Source organism: Lysinibacillus sp. FSL M8-0337 (assembly GCF_038593855.1).
Taxonomy (GTDB): domain Bacteria; phylum Bacillota; class Bacilli; order Bacillales_A; family Planococcaceae; genus Lysinibacillus; species Lysinibacillus sphaericus_D.
Genome location: NZ_CP151996.1, coordinates 1,670,730 through 1,693,061 on the forward strand (window position 1 = coordinate 1,670,730; position 22,332 = coordinate 1,693,061).

Consider the following 22,332-nt stretch of genomic DNA (forward strand, 5'->3'; position numbering starts at 1 on the left):
GTCATGTCTACATGAATACAAAAAATAATCGACTCCGTACATGGACCGAGCAGAGAACGATACACATTCCTCAGCTCTTTTTTCAGTTTTATAAGGAGTTAAATATTGAGGATGATGAGGCGCTTATCGTCTTGCATTTACTTGCCTTTCATGTTGAAGGAAATGATTTTCCTACACCAACAGACTTAATGAATCGTCTCACAATGCCTAGTAATGAAATTACATCGCGTTTACAAAGACTAATGCAAAAAGGCTTCCTTGAGATTACTCGTGACGTTGATAAAACAACTGGCAAGCTGTACGAAAAATATTCGGTGTATCCTCTTTGGGAACGTATCTTGCAGATTATAGAATTGAAAGAGCAACAAAAATCAGCAGTTACGCTTCAGCAAGAAGAGGGCGAGATATTCCGTTTATTTGAAGAAGAAATGGGGCGTCTTTTATCTCCTTTAGAGCTAGAAAAAATTGGTTCTTGGTTGGATGAGGATAGGCACAGTCCTTCACTTATTAAAGAAGCGTTAAAAGAGGCTGTGTTTGCTGGAAAACTAAGCATTCGCTATATCGATCGGATTTTGTTGGAGTGGAAAAAGAAAAATATAACCACACCACAGGCTGCACATAAGCAAGGCGAACAGTTCCGTGAAAAGCAAAACTTGAATAGACCGCAATCCCGCACGTTACAGCAAGAAACGCAGTCGACAAATAAAGTACCATTTTATAACTGGTTAGAAGAAAGAGAATAGGGGGATTTTAGGGAATGTTAACAAAAAAGCAGTGGGAGCATTGTCTAGCTGAAATGGACCGCATGTTTCCTAATGCACATTGTGAACTTGTGCATGACAACCCGTTCGAGCTGACAATCGCCACGTTATTATCTGCACAATGTACGGATGTACTTGTTAATAAAGTAACGAAAACGTTGTTTCAAAAATATAAAACACCCGAAGATTATTTAGCGGTGTCCTTAGAGGAGCTACAACAGGATATTCGTTCTATTGGTCTTTATCGAAATAAAGCAAAAAATATTCAACTTTTATGTGAGCGACTTTTGACTGAGTACGCGGGGCAAATTCCTGCAAGTCGTGAGGAACTTGTTACCTTGCCAGGTGTAGGTCGTAAAACAGCGAATGTTGTACTATCCGTAGCCTTTGATATACCAGCGCTTGCAGTCGATACACATGTAGAGCGCGTATCTAAACGATTAGGCTTATGTCGTTGGAAAGACTCTGTTCTTGAGGTGGAAGAAACGATTATGAAAAAAACACCGATGGACAAGTGGTCGAAAACCCATCATCAGCTAATTTTCTTCGGCCGCTATCATTGCAAGGCACAAAATCCAGGATGCTCAACATGTCCGTTATTAGGTGATTGTCGTGAAGGACAAAAGCGTTTAAAAAAAGGACTGGTAACCAAAGCATGAATATTGATGCAATCACAAAAGAAAAAATTGATGAATGGTTTGCAGAGTGGACATTGCTAGAAGCGCAAATACATGCAGCCCATCAGGCACGTAATGGGGAAGCAAAAGGACTTATGGAAGAGGCTATACGATTGTTTGAACGTTTAGTTTACGAAGCAGGTGAAGAAGTTATGCCCATAAATGGAGTGGAACGTTTAACTTTTATTAAAACGAAACCAGGTCAATATGCGTGTTATCGTCAAATAGATGAATTATTTAAAGAAACGAAAAAACGAACAGCACGTTTGCGCTTACAGGCGACCAAACGCTAAAGAATACATGTTAGATAAAAGGTTGTCCGGTAAGTGATTGAACTTACGGACAACCTTTTTTATTAATATAAAAACAGGAGTAGAAAATATTTCATTTTCTACTCCTGTTATGTTTAGATTAACTATTGTTCACTATCGTTATCTTCGTTTGGCACTACGGGGTCAGTTGGTGTTACAGGAGGTTGGCTACCAGCATTATTGCCATTGTTGTCAGTGCCATTGCCAGTATTTCCATTGTTACCGTTATTGCCGTTATTACCACCGTTGTTATTGCCATTATTGCCGTTGTTGCCATTGCCGTTAGGATTGCCATTGTCCTCACCATTGCCTTGATCAGGCGGTGTAGGTTGTTCAATATCTGGATTATCTGGATCTTCGGTACCTAAATCCTCATCAGGCATGCTCGAAATCTCGAAAGATGTCGTTCCTGGTTCACTGCGTGTACCATCTACAATCGCTACGACAGAAATCGTGTATTTCCCATCTTCTAATGTGTTGCTAACAGTTAAACCTTTATTGTCAGTAGTACCAAGCACTACCGTTTCGCCACCTTCACGTGTAGCAGATACTTCAAAAGTAGTAGCCATTGGTTCATCTGTTTCTGGGTCAAGAATGGCATCATGTTCCCAGCCAATATTAATAGATTGACCTGCTAAATCTAAACTTGCACTTACATTGTAAGGTGTAGAAAGTTCAGGTGCTTCATACTCATTTGAAACCTCTGTAGGTTCTGTACCACGAACAAATAGTTCTGTTTGGCGCAATTCACTTGGAGTATAATCACTAGCTAGTTTCAATGGGCTAGAGCCTACTTCAATCGTCGCTTCTACAACCGAGCTTGGTTTTTTGAAACGTGCAGTTTCAATGTTCGCAGAAAGGTCTTTCATAATATTTTTAAATAAATGTTGTGGTAAACGGCGTTCATCCCATGTTGTGATTGGATCTGAACGTTTTTCGTAACCACTCCAAATAGCGATTGAGTAATTAGTAGTGTAACCAGCAAACCATGAATCTGGCACACTCGTATCTGGTAAATTATATTTATTAAATTCATCATTTGAATAGTTAGTTGTACCTGTTTTACCAGCAATATCTAAGCCTGAAACATTCGCGGCTGTACCTGATGCATCTGGTTTATTGCTGACTACATCACGTAACATATCTGTGACCATATAAGCCGTGTAATCTTCCATAGCAACTGTAGATTTTGGTGTATAGTCTTTCGTTGATTTGCCGTCGCGGTAAACAATTTTCGTTATGGCATAAGGATCAGTGTATACACCGTTATTCCCAAATGCCGCATAAGATGCTGCCATTTGAATAGGGGACATTGTAATGTCACCACCACCAATTGCATCTGCCTCGTAAGCATTTTCTGCTTTAATTCCTAAGCGTCCGATAAATTCTTTCGCTTTGTCAGCGCCAACTTCTTTAAACGTTTTAACAGCTGGCACATTTCGAGAAGCATATAACGCTTTACGTGCTGTCATAGCACCTAAATACTTCCCATCCCAGTTTGTAATCGTTTGGTTTGTACCTGTATATTTCATTGGATCATCGACAAGTGTTTTACCTGTTGACCATTTTAAATATTCAATTGCTGGACCGTAATCAAGTAATGGCTTCATTGTTGACCCAGGGTGGTTAACCTTTAAGTCATCTGCATAGTTAAATGTACGGTTGCCGTAATTTCGTCCACCGCCAACTGCTTGAATTTGACCCGTTTTTGTATCAACAACAGCAACGCCCGATTCAATTTTCTCTGTTGGGAAATTGCTATCGTCGTTCATGATGTTTTCGACAATTTGCTGTGCATTCGGATCGAGTGTTGTGTAAACTTTAATACCTTCAGCCATAGCAGAACCATCGCCATTATTTTCTAGCTCATTAATGACGATATCTAGGAAGGCATCGTATTTAGAACCAGCAAATGATTGGCGTGTAGCATCGTCTGAAAGACCTGCTTGCACATCAACTTTTTTCGCTTCTTCCATTTCAGCTTTAGTAATTTTTCCATGCTGGTACATTAAGCCCAAAACTGTATTTCGGCGTTTCTCTGCCAGCTCTGGATTTTTTAATGGATTGTAAGCGTTTGGACGTTGAACTAAGCCAGCTAGTAGCGCTTCTTCATCCAATGATAAATCTTTTAACTCTTTACCATAGAAATATTGAGCTGCTGTCCCAAAGCCATAAATACGGCCGGACATCAACATTTTATTGAAGTACATTTCAAATATTTCTTCTTTTGAATATTTGCGTTCAAGTTGGAAAGCAAGCCATGCTTCTTGTGCTTTACGTTTTAATTTTTTCTCATTTTGTAAAAATGAATTTTTGACAACTTGCTGTGTTAATGTTGAAGCCCCTTGTGCCCCAAAACCATCACGGAAGTTGGCAAGTATTGCACCACCAAGACGATAAAAGTCCATCCCATGATGTTTAAAAAAGCGAACGTCTTCTGTTGCTAGAATGGCGTTAATCATATCTTCTGGAATATCTTCGTATTTTACGTATTTTCGATTTTCCGCACCGATTGTGGCAAAAATTTCACCGTTTTTATCATAAAATTCAGAGGAAACGGGGTCCTTCAATAAATCTTCATCAAGTTCTGGAGCTGTACTTGCATAATAGGCAAATACACCTGCCCCGCCGACTAAGCCAACAAGCCCTATAATAAGTATTGTTAGAACAATACGCTTGAACCAAGCTTTAGGCGAAGATTTCGCTGCTTTCGGCGCTTTCTTTTTATTTTTTTGAGCGAGAGCTTTTTGATGCTCCCCGCGTGTTTGACGACGTTCACTCATTTTTTTATCTCCTCACTTTCAGAGCCATGACTTGTTGCTTCAATAAACTGTTGGAGAACAGGTAAATAATCGATACGTGGATAATAGCTTGTTGGAATTTCATAAGCTTCCTTTTCTATGGTTGAAAAGGGAATCGATTTACGTTCACCATTGTTCATTGCATGCCAGGCCTTTTGTAAAACTTCGTATGGCACTAAAAAATACCGTTCAAAAGCTGAAAAACGAACGATAATAAATGCCACACCATTTTGTTCCTTCACTTGCTGCATATGTTTCATTTGATGTGTGTGTATATTTTTTAGTGGAAAGCTCGTCTTCGAGGCGGTCTCCTTTGCATCAAAATCAATATAATGCCCATTCCAAACACCATTGTAGTCAGTTGTAGAGGGCGTTCGGAAATAAGCTTCACGAATAACGGCAGCACTTCGTGATGGATACTCTACTTTGACGATTTGTACGGGAACAGGTTTCTTATGAATAATCGCAAGTTGCCTTTCTAAATAATAGTCGTTTGCTTCATTAATTTCATCTTCAAGCGTTTTCCCACGATTACTATAGGAGAAGTCCTTCTTTCTCCCCTTTTTTTCTGCTTTTTGAATAGCTTGTGCAGGGATATAGATTTTCCCATTTGGATAACGAATTGTCACTTAGCTCACCCTCTATAATACTGCTATTATACACAATAGTTTACCATGATTTTTGTAGAACTTCATCACAGTCAGCACATTGCTCTAAAGTTAGATGACAATTGCTAATCCGTGGCATGATTCGCTGTTTAAAGTAGAAAATTCGCCAAGGAAACAACTGCATTCGTCATAGAAATTGTCATAGTAATGCTTTCGTTTATTGCTAGATTCGTTGAAATAGAGTCTTTTATCAGCACATTTACGAATGCTACTCATAGGTAGCATTTATTAAAAATTTATCGAAATACTTCTTCTTTCAGCTAACTTACGCTTTTTTTGTCACGCATGAAGGTTATTTTATACATGCGAGGAATACATAAGTAAAGATAAAAGGAGGCGTTGTATTGAACAAATTAGGACAATTAGTTGCGCAGTTGGATCTGGTCAATCAATTACTTATCACGAGGGTGTCATTAGAAAATAATGCACATAACCTGCAATTTTTTATGCAGCTCAAATCTGTTAGCCAGAAAGTAAGCTTAGCAGAAAAGAACTGGCAAGTAAAGAATGCTTGTTCGCCTATTAGTAGTGAAAAATGATAGACTTTGGTACACTAACCTCATACCTATAAAAATGATTCATTAGATGCAATCATTTAATGCTTTTAGCGAGTGTTAAGAATGACGACAAGACGCTTTCAGGTAGTTTGAGTATGTCGTAAAGATAAGAATAAGGCATATGAACCTGAACTTATGTTTTATCTACATTTGACACAGTAAATTATTGGTTGGACATGATAATCACACAATCATTAGCTAAAGGTACAATGAAAGAGATGAGGTGCGAAATTGTTATTAATACAGCAAACTTCCATATTAATAGATGAATGTGAAAAATGTGTTGCACGCTTTTGGCAAATGCGCGAGGAGGATCGGACACCAGATTTTTTTGCAGAGGTCAAGCCGCATGCGGATGTCATCCATCAACTGCTGAAAGAGTGGCAGCAAGAGGCGACTGCTTGGATTGAAAAAAACAGACCGAAATATATGCATATAGGACAAATTGCTTCAGCGGCTGAATCAATGGAGCAATTTGTTGTGCAATCTTTTTATAAAGAAACAAGTAAAAAACGCTTTTTAGATGCAACGCATTCTACTTCCTTTACGTTAAATAATTTTTATCGCTTAGTGAAGGAGGCGCAACATAATGTTATCGAAAAAACGGACAATTAGTGCATTGTTAAATGAATGGCGCTATGATGACGAATTAAAAGAGCGAATCATTCATTGGCACACTTTAGAAGGCCGCGATGCTAAAAACGCGCCTTTCCCAGAGAATTTACATCCTGCACTTGTTAAGGCATTACATGCCCGAGGAATTACACAATTGTATACACATCAACGGGAAGCGTTTGATTTGGCATCGAGTCGTAAATCCTTTACTGCTGTAACACCGACAGCATCTGGGAAATCTTACTGCTATCATTTACCTGTATTACAAAAAATTTTAGAAGACCGCAATGCACGAGCAATTTATCTATTTCCAACGAAAGCGTTAGCGCAGGATCAAAAAAATGATTTAAATGAACTGATTGAACAGAGTGGAGAGGACATATTAAGCTATACGTATGACGGTGATACGGCTCCTGGCATTCGGCAAAAGGTGCGGAAAGCAGGGCATATTGTGATGACCAATCCAGATATGCTACATTCAGGTATACTACCGCATCATACAAAGTGGGTATCGCTCTTTGAAAATTTGCAGTATATCGTTATTGATGAATTACATACATATAAAGGTGTATTTGGTTCACATGTGGCGCATGTAATTCGCAGGTTGAAACGTATCTGTGAATTTTACGGTAGTAAACCTGTTTTTATTTGTACGTCAGCAACGATAAAAAATCCAAAAGAATTAGCTGAAAATTTAACAAATGATACCCACACTTTAATTGCTGATTCAGGTGCTCCGGTTGGTAAAAAAACATTTCTCTTTTACAATCCACCGATTATCCATAAAACGTTTGGCGTTCGGCGTAGTGCGGTTTTAGAGGTAAGTGATCTTGCCAAAAGACTTTATATAGCTGGCATTCAAACGATTATTTTTGCTAAAAGTCGTGTGCGTGTTGAAATGATTGTGACGTATTTGAAAGAACTGACGCGCAATAAGCTACAAGACGAATCTGTGCGTGGCTATCGAGGGGGCTATTTACCTTCAGAGCGACGTGTTATAGAACGTGGGCTTCGTGATGGTACGATTCAAACCGTAGTTAGTACAAATGCGCTGGAGCTAGGGGTGGATATTGGTCAATTACAGGCATGTATTATGACGGGCTACCCAGGAAATATCGCAAGTGCATGGCAACAAGCGGGTCGTGCTGGCCGACGTCAAGACGAGGCGCTTATTATTTATGTTGCACAGTCTACGGCACTAGATCAATATGTGGTAGATCATCCACTCTTTTTACTAGGGAGCGACCCCGAGGAGGCACGGATATACCCTGAAAATATGTTGATTTTAATGGATCATCTTAAATGTGCGGCGTTTGAGTTACCTTTTACAACAAGCGATACGTACGGAGAATATGACATACAAGAACTGCTCGACTATTTAGCAGAAGAAGGTGTTATTTTTAAAACGAGTGAAAAATGGCATTGGATGAGTGATCGGTTTCCTGCACATGATATAAGCCTCCGTTCAGCATCACAAGAAAATGTTGTAATTATTGATATGACAGTACCTGCTCGTACGAAAGTCATTGGGGAAATGGATCGCCATAGTGCTATGACATTATTACATGAAGAAGCAATCTATTTGCATCAGGGCATTCAATATCAAGTAGAAAAACTTGATTGGGAAGAAAAAAAAGCTTTTGTGCGAGAAGTAGATGTTGATTATTACACAGACGCGAATTTAGCAGTTGAGATGAAAGTACTTGAAGAAGATCGAAGTCGCAACTATCAAGGTGGGACTATTAGCTTTGGCGATGTAGGATTAGTCGCACAAGCTACCATCTTTAAGAAAATTCGCTTTGGTACACATGATAATATTGGCTCTGGCCCGATTCATCTACCACCTGATGAAATGCATACCAGTTCTTCTTGGCTCTCGTTTTCGTCGCCGCAAAAGTGGACTGAAGAAGAGCTGACAGATGCAATGATGGGTGTAGCCTATGCGATGAATGCCTTTATACCATTATTTATTCAATGCGATAGTAGTGATGTCGCGGTTGTGCCCCAAGTAAAAGCAACGCACAATGACCAACCAACGTTTTTTGTTTACGATAAATATCCAGGTGGAATTGGTTTAAGTGAAAAAGTGTATGATTTATGGGAGGATTTAGTGACAAAGGTACAGCATCATATTACAGCATGCCCTTGTAAATCCGGTTGCCCATCCTGTATCGGTCCGCAAGAATCTATCATTAATTCAAAAAGTAAAGTTATCAAACTGCTTCAATTGCTAAACGGAAATTATTAGTTTATAAAATAGCACATGCTACAAAGAGGAATGAAATTCTTTGTAGCGTGTTTTTTTATGCTGTTAATAAATGCTAGCATCATAATTTGTGTAGTTTTACAATTTTAACAATAATAAAAAAAATCAAAAAAATTGAGCGCGAATCTGAAAAAAATATTTTCTATTAGGCCATAAATCAGTATTATTAAAAAGTAGAAAAAAGATAAATATTTAACTGGCAATTTTAGGTTAAAGAGTGGGGGACACGGATGAACAATCAAAAGCAATTTCGGCTATCGGTTGTATTACTTGTAGTAGTTACAATAAGTATAGTTCTATTTTTTGGGGGAAGTGCTAAAGCAGCTACTTCTGATGTTTTGGATCAAGAGCAGACGAGTTATTCTGGTAATGTTTGGGTTAATTCTGATTATCCACGCTATCAAACATTTACGCCTTTCTATTCTGGGCAACTAAGCAAGATTGATATATGCATATTTGATAGCATGAGTTCTCCTGGGGCATTAAAAGTAAGTATTTATAAGGAAGGGGATTTATCGACACCCCTTGGCTCTGCACAATTAGCATCATTCGGCTCGGGTTGGACATCGGTTGATTTTTCAAGCATATTACCATATTTGACGAGGGAAACGATGTATCGAATGGTTGTTTCTACTGAAAACGGTGGCAGTGCTGGTTTTGGGTGGTTTACAAGTCACAATGATGCGTATTTAAGAGGGTACGCCCCAGCAATTGGAATAGATTTCACTTTCAAAACGTATATGATTCCTGATTACGCACTATCCCCAACAGAGAGTCAAGTGACAATCAATAATACTAGCCTTGTAGCGGATGGGACAAGCCAGACGACTGTCACTATCCAGTTAAAAGATGCACAAGGAAATAATATTACTACTGGTGGAGAGGCTGTAACGATTGCGTCATCATTAGGAACGGTTAGTGCTGTGACAGATCATAACAATGGTACCTATACGGCAACTCTAACTGCTCCAACGACAATCGGTACTGGTAGCATCAGTGCAAGTGTCGGTGGTAGCGCGATACCAACAACGGCTAGCGTGCAATTTGTCTCAGGTCCACCATCATTAGCAAAGAGCACCGTTACTGTTAATGATAATTCGCTGCTCGCGGACGGAATAAGCCAGACGACTGTAACCGTGAAGTTGAAAGATGCGCAAGGAAATGATGTTACAACTGGTGGAGCGACAGTAAGTATATTGTCAACACTAGGGACAATTGGTACTGTCACAAATCATAACAATGGTACCTATACAGCGACTCTAACTGCTCCTAGTACTGCTGGTACGAGTACAATCAGTGCAACTGTTAATGGCAATGCCATTGCTGCCACGACTAGTGTACAATTCACTCCAAAACCTGCACAAACAGTGGACGCTACGGTGGCATCCAATACGCCAACAGTAGGTTCCGATAATATGATTACGTTATCTGTAAAAAATGCATTAGGAGATATAGATACAACATTTAATGGCATAAAAAATGTTACTATTTTTGGCTACAATCAAGCACCAAATGGTTCAATTGGTCACTTAAATGGACAACCATTGACTTCATCAAGTCAATTAGTCGCTTTAGGCTTCACGAACGGAGTAGCTACAGTGAGTTTGAAATTGAATGCAGCAACGACACAGTCAATCGGATTTATAGTGTTAGGTGTAAGCACAGCTACTACGAATTCGTTAACGATTACGCCAGTTGCGGGAAGTGCAGCTAGCATGAAGGTAACGACAGATCTTAAAGCTCCCACAATAAATGGAGGGATATTTAGTCAACAACCTGTAGTGACGCTTTATGATGCTTATGAAAATATAAGTGTCAACGATTATACAAAAGTTATAACCGTGGCGAAAAAAGACGCAGGCGCATGGATGTTAACGGGGACGCTAACAGCGAAAGCAAATGCGGGAATCGTCAGCTTTTCCGATTTAGGGTCAGTGAATGCAGCGAATGTTTCTGGCGCACAGTTATCATTTGACGCAACAGGACTAGGTCAAATAACAAGTTCAGCCGTTACATTATTGCCAAAACCATTTACGGTCAGCTTTGATGTCAATGGTGGAAGTCCAGTAATAGACTTAACCATTTCTTATGGCGACAAAATCATTGCACCAACAGCGCCAACGAAAGCAGGTTATACATTTGCTGGCTGGTACAAGGATGCACCGTTGACTACGGAGTGGGATTTTGCGACCGAAACAGTGACAGAGAATACAACGTTGTATGGGAAATGGGACGCAAATAGTTATACGCTGACATTTAACACAAATGGCGGCACTGCGGTAGCCCCAATCCCTACAACATATGGCGAAAAAGCAACCGCCCCAACAGCGCCAACGAAAACAGGTTATACATTTGCTGGCTGGTACAAGGATGCACCGTTGACTACCGAGTGGGATTTTGCGACCGAAACAGTGACAGAGGATACAACGTTGTATGGGAAATGGGACGCAAATAGTTATACGCTGACATTTAACACAAATGGCGGCACTGCGGTAGCCCCAATCCCTACAACATATGGCGAAAAAGCAACCGCCCCAACAGCGCCAACGAAAACAGGTTATACATTTGTTGGCTGGTACAAGGATGCAACGATGACTTCTAAGTGGGATTTTGCGACCGAAACAGTGACAGAGGATACAACACTGTATGGGAAATGGGAAGCAAAAAGCTATACGGTGACATTTAACACAAATGGTGGTACTGCGGTAGCCCCAATCCCTACAACATATGGCGAAAAAGCAACAGTCCCAACAGCGCCAACGAAAACAGGTTATACGTTTTCGGGCTGGTATAAGAGCGATACTTTGACAACACAATGGGACTTCCTGATAGATGTGGTGACAAAAGATACAACGCTCTATGCAAAATGGTTTGTAAATAGTTCATCTGGTAGCGATGGTCAATCTTCGATACCAACAACGCCGTCTGTACCAGAGAATCCAGAAACGCCATCAAAGGAACCAAGTAATCCTGTGGAAACGCCACAAACTGAGCCATCAAAACCAGAGATCGAGCAAGAAATTATTTTCTCTGATGTTCCGAAAACGCATTGGGCATGGGAGATGATTCAGGACATGACGAGAAAAGGAATTATTACTGGCTATCCAGATAAAACATTTCGTCCGAATGATTACATTAAACGTCAGCATATTGCCGTTATGTTTGCACGTGCTTTTGAGCTAGAACCAATACGTGAGACGGTACCATTTAAGGATGTTTTGCCGAGTCATCCATATTATGAAGCTATTACGAAATTGTATCAGGCAGGGATTGTCGATGGTTCAAATGGAGAATTTCATCCAGATGCCTTTCTGACTCGTGCCCAAATGGCTAAAGTACTTGTAGAAGCGTTACAGCTAACACCAGATGGTACAAGTCATTTTAAAGACGTGTCACCGACACATTGGAGTTACAACTATATAGCGACCTTACAACAAGAAGGAATTGCATTAGGGGATGATGGCTACTTTAAACCAAATGATCCTATGACACGGGCACAATTTGTTGCATTGATGTCCCGTGCGATGAATCGCTAACAGAAGAAGCACATCTTCTCTCTTTTTACATAAGTGAGAAGATGTGCTTTACTAATGATTAAGATTGAATATGATAGTGTTAGAGGATCTAATTATTGAGGGAAGTAGTGGCTTAAAAGCGTTTTTGGTTGGAATAATTGTTAAACAATTGAAACAGTGCTTTGTCATTATGAAACTACCTAGAATAGAGGCTTGTATAAAAATTAATGTATGGACGCTTTTATAAATGAAGATATTCATATGCCAACAATCGTTGCATAACAATTCATTATGGTACGTATGATAACATTGGCTTTCTTCACCATATCTAAAATGTAATGTGATTATCGTACACCATTTTTGACTAACGGCTTGAGGCAATGATCGGTTCAGTATTGTGCGATGCGCCTTTATGTTGTTTAGATTTGGTATGATAGTATGTAGCATAAGAGATTCTAGGTAATCTATAAGGTTATACAGTTGATATATTTTAATAAGTTTCCTTAGGCAACAGGCTTTCCACCTTAATTGATAGCAGGGAATGGATGGCTTGCTAACAAGTATTGAAAAATTTTACAGTCAGAAAATGAGTGAAGTCGATGTCTTACGAAAATAAAATACTACAGATGAAAAAAATGCTTGGAAAAAAGGTGCAAAAACCAGTCGCTAATGAGCAATCAACGTATCAAAAGCCGGTTATACCAAACTATGTGAATCAGTGGGAGAAAGCTGGTCTTACGCGTATCGATAATGAGTTTGGTATTGTTTTTAAGCGACAAGTACATTATCCTTTCCATTATCAGCACGGTCATTATCCATTACAGTCATTTTTTGACGCGCTAATTAAATGGCAATCCGCTGATTTTGATCATCCTTATGCATTAGATGTGGATGAAAATGTCCTGTTTTTTGATACAGAAACGACAGGATTAAAGGGTGTTGGAACACAAATTTTTCTTCTTGGTTTTTTAGAAGTGACCAAACACGATTTTGTATTAACACAATATGTCTTAGCTGATCCAGCACATGAAGCAGCCTTGCTGTTTGAGTCAAGGCTTTGGCAAAAAACAGCGACAATTATTACGTATAATGGCAAAAGCTTTGACTGGCCACAGTTAGAAACACGTTGGACACTCAACCAAAAAGTTTTACCTAAACTTCGTACCCAGCGCCAAATCGATTTATTGCATAGCTCGAAGCGATTATGGAAAAATGATATGGAGCGGTTGAAACTAAAATCAGTAGAAGAAGAAAAGCTTGGTTTCTCACGCGTTGGGGATATCCCAGGCCACTTAGCGCCAATTATTTACTTAGATGCTGTGAAAAGTGGTGTGCCAGATGCACTTATGAAGGTACTTGTTCATAACGAGTGGGATTTGTTGTCGCTCATTACCTTGTATGTTCATTCCACTTACTTATTATTTGAACAATCGAGTGATGAATCAGCCAATACCTACACGAATATCGGGAAATGGTATGCTGATTTAAAGAAACGTCCACAAAGTGTTAACGTTTTAGAAAAGGTAACAGCTCAATTTGATGCGCGTGAAGCGGGAAATGCCCAATTTTATCTTGCCATGCAACTTAAAAAAAATAAGCAGTATAGCGAAGCAGTTGATGCCTTCGTTGCTTCACTCCATTTTATAGAGCCACGAAAAAAGTTGCAGGCACTAGAACAACTAGCCATAATCTATGAGCATCACTTAAAAGATATGAAACAGGCCCTTGTTTATACATTAGAAGGCATACAACTGATTACTTCGACTGAGGATTGGCGAATGGAACAAAAACAAAAATGGGAAATTTCTTGGGAAAAGAGATTGCACAGATTAGGAAATAAGCAATAATTTCCCGGGGAAGCGCAAGAAACGACAAGTTTAGCCTTACAATTAATGTTTTCAGACGATATAATGTTATGAAATATGCTATAATGAATTCGTGTATGTAGTGCGAGGAAGGGCGATGTGTATGGACATTAAATTAACTTCAAAAATGATTCTTGAAAAGGAATTTAAGAAAAATTTTAAAGGCTATAATGTAGAAGAGGTCGATTCTTTTCTTGATGAAATTATTCAAGATTATGAATCGTTTGAAAAAGTAGTTGCTCAATTAAGAGAAGAGAATAGACAACTAAAAGAAGAAATCGAGAATATACCAAAGAGACAACCACAACCAGCCGCATCCGCAGCGGGTACAACCAACTTTGATATTCTAAAACGTCTTTCAAATTTAGAAAAACATGTATTTGGTAGTAAACTTTACGAATAATTTTTATCATTTACATTGTATTTATCATAAAAGTCTAGTATAATCTTCGTATCATCATGAAATTCGAGTAATCGCTGCGGCGCTAGACGTCGTAGAGGAAAGTCCATGCTCACACGGTTCTGCGATGGCCGTAGTGTTCGTGCTTACTGAAAAAATAAGGTAAGGCAGCTTAAAGCTGACGGCGGAAGGAAGACCTAAGTCTATTGGATATGGTCGACACTTCCTGAAAGTGCCACAGTGACGAAGCTTGTTTGGAAACATACAAGGTGGAACGAGGTAAACCCCACGAGTGAGAAACCCAAATTATGGTAGGGGCACTCTCTTGAAGGAATTGAACGGATAGAGGGACAGAGTTCGCTCTGTAGATAGATGATTACTACCCGGTCGTACGAGGCGTAAGCTGTTTGAGTACTCGGGAACAAAACATGGCTTATTGAATTTTTTGATGCTTATCTACGAAATAACAAGCGCTCTCCAATTCGGTGGAGAGCTTTTCTTTTGAACTAATAAAAGAAGTAACTGTTACTTAACGATGTCTAGTCATACGCGATATAGGCCTGAGGTAATGTGAATACCATGGATTGTGCCTTTGTCGATACGCTTCGAAGTTATAACATCACCGTTATCGTATGAACGCGACATACATACCTACTAAATGAGTAGGAACGCGCTTTTCTAAAAATAAGGGTAGTATCGATAAATAGGATGGAGCGGAAATATGGGCGGAGTAATTACTAATCTGGATAAGATTAATTCGATTTCTAAATACCCCACTTCCTTACTGAAGAAAATTTTTGAAAATGTATCTGAAGGCATTATGATTACGGATAAACATAAAAAAATAGAGATGGTTAATCCAGCATTTGAATTCGTTACAGGCTATAAACGCGATGAAGTGATAGGAAAAACGCCCGCGGTATTGCAGTCAGGTGTACATGAGTTATCATTCTATTTGACAATGTGGGAAAAGATACGACAAGAAGGAATATGGCAAGGGGAAATTTGGAATCGTCGTAAAACAGGAGATGTGTATCCTGAATGGTTAACAATTGTTAGCATAACGAATGATAGTGGAGAAATTACTAACTATTGTGGCATTTTCTCAGATTTATCTGAAAGAAAAATAGTAGAAAATGAACTAGAAAAACGTTTGTTAACTGATTCATTAACAGATGTATCGAATCGATTTGCTTATATTGAGAGAATGGATAGCTTACTGGAATCGTCTTCTACTATTTCTCATTCAGTACAGCATGCTGTCTATTTCTTGGATTTGGACAGATTTAAACAAATAAATGATACTTTAGGGCATGCGGTGGGAGATACGATTCTGATAGAAGCAGCAAGACGTATTCAAACATTGCTCAAAAACAAAGATATCATTGCAAGATACGGTGGAGATGAATTTATCGTCACATTGACGAATGTAAAAAATGTTCGCGAAGCAGCAAAATTTGCAGAGCAAATTATTGCTATTATGGAACAGCCAATGAACATTAATGGACAAGAAATTTTTGTTTCAACAAGCATTGGCGTAAGTATGTATCCGGCTGATGGCGAAACATCCGAGCAACTTATTACTTGTGCAGATAAGGCGATGACCTATTCCAAAAAGAATGGTCTTAACGGCTATTCGTTTTATTTTGATGAATTACAAACAGACACGCAGCGCGTTCTTTTGTTAGATTCTGAATTGCGTAGAGCGATTGAAAATCGTGAATTTGAGTTGCATTTCCAACCTAAAATTATGTTGGAAAACGAACATATACAAGGACTAGAGGCGCTTGTTCGCTGGAATAATGAGCGACTTGGCTTTGTATCACCTGCAGAATTTATTCCTTATGCGGAAGAAACGGGCCTTATCATTCCTTTAAGTGAAGTAATTATTGAGAAAGCATGTGAAGCTGCAGCTAAGTTACAACAATTTGGTCGCAAAATACCGATTGCTATCAATATTTCGAGCATTCATTTTAAACAGCAAAACTTTTTAGAGTCCATTCAAACAATATTAGAACGTTATAACACCTCTGCCAATAATTTTGAAATAGAGGTTACAGAACGCACTGTTATGAATAGTGCAACGGAAACGGTAAGCAAGCTTGTCCGTTTAAAGCAGCTTGGCTTTAAAATCTCTATTGATGACTTTGGTACAGGCTATTCATCATTGAGCTATTTAGTTCGATTCCCACTCGACTGTTTAAAAATCGACCGTAGCTTTATTCAGCATATTTGCTCGCTCGATGAAAAACAGGCAGTTGTAGATGCTATTATTCAAATGTCACATCGTCTAAAAATGAAAGTTGTAGCAGAAGGTGTAGAACAAGCGCAACAAGTGGATATACTACGGAAAATGAACTGTGATATTATCCAAGGCTATTATTACAGCAAACCATTACCACTTCCCGAATTGCTGGAGTATATTGAGTATTGGGAAATTGAACATCAAGGAAGGAAATAATGTATGGCAAACTATAAATTAGTCGCAACGGCTGCAATGGGCTTAGAAGCGATTGTAGCACAAGAAGTACAGGCACTCGGTTATACAACGACAGTCGAAAATGGCAAAGTTTATTTTGAGGGTGATGAAACGGCCATTGCTCGTGCCAACTTATGGTTACGTGTAGCAGATCGAGTAAAAATTGTTGTAGGACAATTTCCTGCAAAGTCTTTTGAACAATTGTTTGAAAGTGTGAAGGCATTACCATGGGAAAAATATTTACCGGTGGATGCATCTTTCCCTGTTTCAGGGAAATCAGTAAAATCTAAATTATTTAGTGTGCCAGATTGCCAAGCGATTACCAAAAAAGCAATTGTAGAACGCATGAAGCAGCATTACAAACGCCTTGGTTTTTTAGATGAATCAGGGGCAACATACAAAATCGAAGTTTCAATCTTAAAAGATGTGGCTACACTTACTATTGATACTTCTGGCGCTGGCTTACATAAGCGGGGCTACCGACAAGCGCAAGGGGAAGCACCGCTAAAAGAAACATTAGCCGCTGCACTTGTTCAGATTTCTAAATGGAATCCGAACCGTCCGTTTGTCGATCCATTTTGTGGTTCAGGTACAATTGCCCTAGAAGCAGCAATGTATGGACAAAATATTGCACCAGGTTATAATCGAGAATTTATTTCTGAAAGTTGGCCGTGGATGAAAGCGAAAATTTGGGATGCTGTGCGAGATGAAGCGGATAGTATAGCCAACTATGACCAACCACTTGAAATAATTGGATCAGATATTGACCACCGCATGGTAAGTATTGCACAAGAAAATGCGCTAGAAGCAGGATTTGGGGATATTATTACGTTTAAACAAATGCAAGCTCGTGATTTTACAACACAGCTAACAGATGGTGTAATGATTGGGAACCCTCCATATGGAGAGCGTATAGGCGATGTAGAAGTTGTGGAACAAGTAATTCGTGATTTAGGACAAGTCATGAAAAACTACCCAACTTGGTCGGTATACATGCTATCCTCCATGAAAAACTTCGAAGAATTATACGGTCGTCAAACAACAAAAAAACGTAAATTATTCAATGGTTTTATTGAAACGAATTATTATCAATATTGGGGACAAAAGTCCAAGAGAGACTAACTAGAATAACGGAAGATAAGATTTTTTCTTATCTTCCGTTTCGTCGCGTATAATAGGAACAGATTGTATGAGGGGGAACGTCAATTGCGTAAATCTTTACCATTTGCATTAACGAAGGATCGCTCATTTTTCGAGTCATTAGGTGACTGGATGGGCGATGTCCTTTATGATGAATTACCAGAAAAAGGATTTGAATGCCGTGATGAGCAAATTTTCATGGCCTATCAAATTGAACAGGCGCTAAAAGAAAAAAATGTGTTATTTGCTGAAGCTGGAGTAGGAACAGGAAAAACGATTGCTTATTTACTGCCGGCTGTATCCTATGCACGCTATACAGGTAAGCCAGCGCTCATTGCCTGTGCAGATGAAACATTAATCGACCAGCTCGTGAAAGAGGGCGGCGATATTTATAAATTACAAAAAACACTCGGTTTAGAAATTGATGTCCGTTTAGCAAAATCACGTGATCAATATTTATGCTTAAAGCGTTTCGAAGAAGCAGAAAAAGTCGAAACGGATGAGTGGATCGATGATATTGCTTTTTCAATTCCCGATGGTGTATATGCACAAGGCTCAATGATTGCAGTGCAACCATATGGTGATCGCAGTGATTATCCGACGGTTAGTGATGAAGATTGGCATAAAGTAAATTATAATGCAATCATGCAATGTTCAGTATGTGATTTGCGTAATCGTTGTGGCCAAACATTACATCGTGCACATTATCGTAAATCAACGGATTTAATTATTTGTTCGCAAGACTTTTTAATGGAGCATTTAGCAACGAAAGAGTCCCGTGAACGTGAAGGGCAATTAGCGTTACTTCCTGAAGTATCAATGATGGTGCTAGATGAAGGGCATTTATTGGAATATGCGGCGCAAAAGGCAATGACATATAAGGTGCAGGCAACGACGATTGTCCCTCTGTTAGAGCGTTTAATGGTAGATGGGGTACGTGAACGAACTTTGTATGCAATGGAAAAATTGCAAGACGATCACGAACTATTTTTCGATCAGTTACGTGATGATATTGTGGCGTCTGAGGAAGAACGGAAGCGTATTAATAAATCTGCAACACTTTTAAAGTATGGTAAACAATTGATTGCCGATGTAGATGTACTTCTAGAAGAATTTGTTTTTGAATCAGAAATGTATATGATTCCAGAGTATGAGTTAAATATGGCAGAAGAATATTTGGAGCAATATCAAGCGTCACTTCGCATTTTTACGGCACAAGGTGATGCTGTTGACTGGTTAGAGGAAACAGATGGTGAAGAAACACTGGTTATTATGCCACGACTGATTACAGAAGTTTTAGAAGAAAAGTTATTCTCTAAAAAGCTTCCAATCGTATTTTCTTCTGCAACATTATCTGTCAATAAGGATTTCTCGTATATTGCTTATAGTCTTGGTATCCATAATTACCAATCTTTCTCAGTTCCATCACCATTTGATTATGAAGCAGTGATGAGAATTTATTTACATGAGCTATCTCAAAATAATAAAACAGCCCGTGTCCAACAATTGTTGCGAGACGGTGAGAAAACATTAATATTATTCAAATCAAAACAAGCGATGTTAAACTTTAAAGCAGAATTACCGCTAATGGAGCGCATGTATGTGGCGTTTGAAGGAGATCGTGAACTATCAGCTATTGTTCGTGATTTCCAAGAAGATACTGTCAAAACGCTATGCTCCTACCATTTATGGGAAGGTTTAGATTTGCCAGAAGAGGCGCTAACACGTGTTATCATTTATGACTTGCCTTTCCCACCACATGATCCATTATTTGACGCAAAACGGACGTTTGCTGAAAATCCGTATGAAGAAGTAGAGTTACCATTTATGCAATTGCGTTTGCAACAAGGAATGGGACGATTAATTCGCACATCGAATGATCATGGCGATATTCATATATTGTTAAATGAGGAAGAAGCGAAACAGCAGAAAACATTTGAAAATATTTTAGCAGTGACACCAGAAATAAAGTAACAAAAAGCGAGTTTGCCATTGGCGCAAACTCGCTTTTTGTTATTTTAAAATAATAATTATTGTGTCGCTTTTAGAGATTGTCGAAAAAAGTGTTGAATATTTCTGTTTTAAACTATATAGTTCTTTGTAATGCAATGAATTTTATTAAATATAAAAATTTTTCTTCTTGAAAATAATTTTGCAAAAGGTTTATAATGATGACAAGAAATTTTAAGGAATAGTCACAATCACTGTTGAGTATTCTATGATAGGGGGTGGACCTGTCGAGCATTCAATCGTTGTGTAGTAAATATACAAGCTTATCAGGTAAGGATATCGAGAAGTTAGTAGAAATAGAAACTACACTATCTTATTATGCTGAGTTGACAGATTGCTATATGTTTATAGATTGTATGATGGAAAATTTACCACATGCAATTGTTGTAGCAGAGGCATTCCCTACAAAAGAAATTGGTTTATACGAAAAATCAGTGATTGGAAAATTTGTCTTTGAAAGCTTCGAGCCAGCAGTATTTGCAGCTTTTAAGCATAAAGAAAGATCATCCATTTCGAGAGCAATCACACAGGAAGGTCTAACTGTAGAACAAAACGTTGTCCCCCTCTTTAATGATGATGGACAGGTTATCGCCGTGTTGATTCAAGAAAAAAAGGTTAAGATGCAAACTGCACCAAAGGATGATTTTCAAAATATGCCTTTTGCATTAATTGAGCATATCGTCGAACCCAACGCGCAGCCAATTCCAGTTGTATCTGATTTATTAGTAGAGTCAATTATTCTGACAAATCATGAAAATAAGGTCATTTATAGCAATCCTGCAGGATACCGATTTATAACGGAACTTTCAGGACTAGAAAATTTTGATAATATTGCTTTGGATAAAATATTGCCTTTTTTACAAGAGGTCTACGATAAAGGCGACGATGTCTTTTTCTTAGAAATTACGATTGATCGTAAATCTTTTATTGTGAAAAAGATTCCAATCCGCAGTCAAAATGATAAAGTGACACTGCTTATTATTCATGATCTAACAGAGCTAAAGCTGAAAGAAAATGAACTGATGATGAAAACATTTGCTATACGGGAAATTCACCATCGTGTAAAAAATAATTTACAAACGGTTACAAGCTTATTGCGACTGCAAATGCGCAATGACCTAGCAGCTTCAAATGCAAGTGCTTTTCAGGAAGCATTAAACCGCATTTATAGTATTTCTTCTGTTTACGAACTTATTTTAGAAAATGAGGATAATGCGGAAGAAAAAGTGGATGTTATCGCTTTGTCTAAAAAGATCGGGTATAAAATGGTTGGCACTTCTCATACAGCAGCCATTCAATTAATCTTCCATCATGATGAACTACAGCTATATTGTCATGCTAAAAAGGCGGTTTCACTCGCATTAATTATTTGTGAGTTATTACAAAATGCTTTAAAGTATGCTTTTATCGATCGTGAGGAAGGAACCATTGATATAAAATTTCTTCAGGATGCATCTTTTATTTCACTTCATATTTCCGACAACGGCGTTGGGATGCAAGAGGTGAAGGCATCTTTTGGAATGGAGATTATTACAAGACTTGTTGAATATGATTTAGCTGGCACATTTACAATTATCCCTAGTGAACAAGGTACACATACTCAAATTCAGTTTCCTGTAAGTGAGGAGGTATTTATCCTAAATGACTAGGAAAGTTATGATTGTCGAAGATGAATCACTTATTGCAATTGATTTGAAGTTTATGCTAGAAGATAATGGTTACGAAGTAGTAGCGCAGGCAAATAATGGCGAATCTGCAATTGAACTAGCTTATACACATAAGCCTCAGCTAATACTAATGGACATCAAAATGCCGAAGCTAGATGGACTAAAGGCGAGTAAAATTATTGAACAACAGCTCGGTATACCAGTGCTTTTTATATCTGCTTATAGTGAAAAAGAATTGTTATTGTACATGAAACAGGATAATATTTTAGGGTATGTTATGAAACCGTTTTCTGAGAAAAATGTCCTACCAGCGTTGGAAGTGGCGTTTCATCAAATCGATAAATTTAACCGCTTAAACGGAGAATTATTGCATAAGCAAAGCGAAATAGAAAAGCGAAAAGTCATCGAACGAGCGAAAGGTTTACTGATGCAAGCAGAAAATCTTAGTGAAGACGAGGCTTATAAAAAAATTCGCAATGAGAGTATGCAAAGTCAACAGGAAATGGTAACAATTGCAAAACGAATTATAAATACATTACAAGTAAATAGATGAAGCAAAGACGCTTTAAAGAGAATTTTTCTTTAATGCGTCTTTTTTTT

General features: G+C 38.5%; 16 protein-coding genes and 1 other RNA gene. 15 read left to right on the forward strand and 2 right to left on the reverse strand.

Features of this window, described 5'->3' with window-relative positions:
- The first annotated feature begins 11 nt into the window (after nt 1-11).
- Genes MKY08_RS07745 through MKY08_RS07755 form a run of 3 tightly spaced genes read left to right on the forward strand, consistent with a single transcriptional unit; the run spans nt 12 to nt 1,731 of the window.
- Nucleotides 12-743, forward strand: a complete 732-nt coding sequence (locus MKY08_RS07745) for a DnaD domain-containing protein (RefSeq protein WP_069511590.1) — start codon at nt 12-14, stop codon at nt 741-743.
- 14 nt (nt 744-757) lie between these two features.
- On the forward strand, nt 758-1,420 hold the full coding sequence (nth, locus tag MKY08_RS07750) for an endonuclease III (RefSeq protein WP_069511588.1): 663 nt from the start codon (nt 758-760) through the stop codon (nt 1,418-1,420).
- On the forward strand, nt 1,417-1,731 hold the full coding sequence (locus MKY08_RS07755) for a YpoC family protein (protein ID WP_069511586.1): 315 nt from the start codon (nt 1,417-1,419) through the stop codon (nt 1,729-1,731). The genes nth and MKY08_RS07755 overlap by 4 nt, the downstream gene beginning before the upstream one ends.
- A 122-nt stretch (nt 1,732-1,853) precedes the next feature.
- Here the strand turns inward: MKY08_RS07755 and MKY08_RS07760 are convergent, their stop codons facing one another.
- Both MKY08_RS07760 and recU read right to left on the reverse strand, forming a co-directional pair.
- Entirely contained in the window at nt 1,854-4,532 is a 2,679-nt protein-coding gene (locus MKY08_RS07760; RefSeq protein WP_069511584.1) for a penicillin-binding protein 1A, read from the reverse strand.
- Entirely contained in the window at nt 4,529-5,179 is a 651-nt protein-coding gene (gene recU / locus MKY08_RS07765; protein ID WP_069511582.1) for a Holliday junction resolvase RecU, read from the reverse strand. The genes MKY08_RS07760 and recU overlap by 4 nt, the downstream gene beginning before the upstream one ends.
- Nucleotides 5,180-5,562: 383 nt before the next feature.
- On the opposite strand from recU, the gene MKY08_RS07770 reads away from it, so the two are divergent.
- The 12 genes from MKY08_RS07770 (at nt 5,563) to MKY08_RS07825 (ending at nt 22,285) form a co-directional block, all read left to right on the forward strand.
- The gene (locus MKY08_RS07770; RefSeq protein ID WP_069511580.1) at nt 5,563-5,757 is read left to right on the forward strand and encodes an endonuclease; all 195 of its coding nucleotides are present in this window, start codon (nt 5,563-5,565) and stop codon (nt 5,755-5,757) included.
- Nucleotides 5,758-6,006: 249 nt separating this feature from the next.
- Nucleotides 6,007-6,390, forward strand: a complete 384-nt coding sequence (locus MKY08_RS07775) for a YppE family protein (protein WP_069511578.1) — start codon at nt 6,007-6,009, stop codon at nt 6,388-6,390.
- Nucleotides 6,365-8,638, forward strand: a complete 2,274-nt coding sequence (locus MKY08_RS07780) for a DEAD/DEAH box helicase (protein ID WP_069511576.1) — start codon at nt 6,365-6,367, stop codon at nt 8,636-8,638. The genes MKY08_RS07775 and MKY08_RS07780 overlap by 26 nt, the downstream gene beginning before the upstream one ends.
- Before the next feature lie 248 nt (nt 8,639-8,886).
- On the forward strand, nt 8,887-12,192 hold the full coding sequence (locus MKY08_RS07785; RefSeq protein WP_069511574.1) for an InlB B-repeat-containing protein: 3,306 nt from the start codon (nt 8,887-8,889) through the stop codon (nt 12,190-12,192).
- 578 nt (nt 12,193-12,770) lie between these two features.
- The gene (locus MKY08_RS07790; RefSeq protein WP_069511572.1) at nt 12,771-14,018 is read left to right on the forward strand and encodes a ribonuclease H-like domain-containing protein; all 1,248 of its coding nucleotides are present in this window, start codon (nt 12,771-12,773) and stop codon (nt 14,016-14,018) included.
- 121 nt (nt 14,019-14,139) lie between these two features.
- Nucleotides 14,140-14,439: a cell division regulator GpsB gene (gene gpsB / locus MKY08_RS07795; protein WP_069511570.1), complete on the forward strand. Its 300-nt coding sequence runs from the start codon at nt 14,140-14,142 to the stop codon at nt 14,437-14,439.
- Between the two features lie 59 nt (nt 14,440-14,498).
- Nucleotides 14,499-14,877: RNase P RNA component class B (gene rnpB, locus MKY08_RS07800), an RNA gene on the forward strand.
- A gap of 280 nt (nt 14,878-15,157) precedes the next feature.
- Entirely contained in the window at nt 15,158-16,897 is a 1,740-nt protein-coding gene (locus MKY08_RS07805; protein ID WP_024363375.1) for a GGDEF domain-containing phosphodiesterase, read from the forward strand.
- A 3-nt stretch (nt 16,898-16,900) separates the two neighbouring features.
- Nucleotides 16,901-18,037, forward strand: coding sequence for a class I SAM-dependent RNA methyltransferase (locus tag MKY08_RS07810; RefSeq protein WP_025219161.1), 1,137 nt, complete (start codon nt 16,901-16,903; stop codon nt 18,035-18,037).
- A gap of 84 nt (nt 18,038-18,121) precedes the next feature.
- Nucleotides 18,122-20,029, forward strand: a complete 1,908-nt coding sequence (locus MKY08_RS07815) for an ATP-dependent DNA helicase (protein WP_069511568.1) — start codon at nt 18,122-18,124, stop codon at nt 20,027-20,029.
- Between the two features lie 278 nt (nt 20,030-20,307).
- Nucleotides 20,308-21,714, forward strand: a complete 1,407-nt coding sequence (locus MKY08_RS07820) for a histidine kinase N-terminal domain-containing protein (RefSeq protein WP_069511566.1) — start codon at nt 20,308-20,310, stop codon at nt 21,712-21,714.
- Complete coding sequence (locus MKY08_RS07825; protein WP_069511564.1) at nt 21,707-22,285, forward strand: response regulator; 579 nt, start codon at nt 21,707-21,709, stop codon at nt 22,283-22,285. Before MKY08_RS07820 ends, MKY08_RS07825 begins: the two co-directional genes overlap by 8 nt.
- The last annotated feature ends 47 nt before the right edge of the window (nt 22,286-22,332 follow it).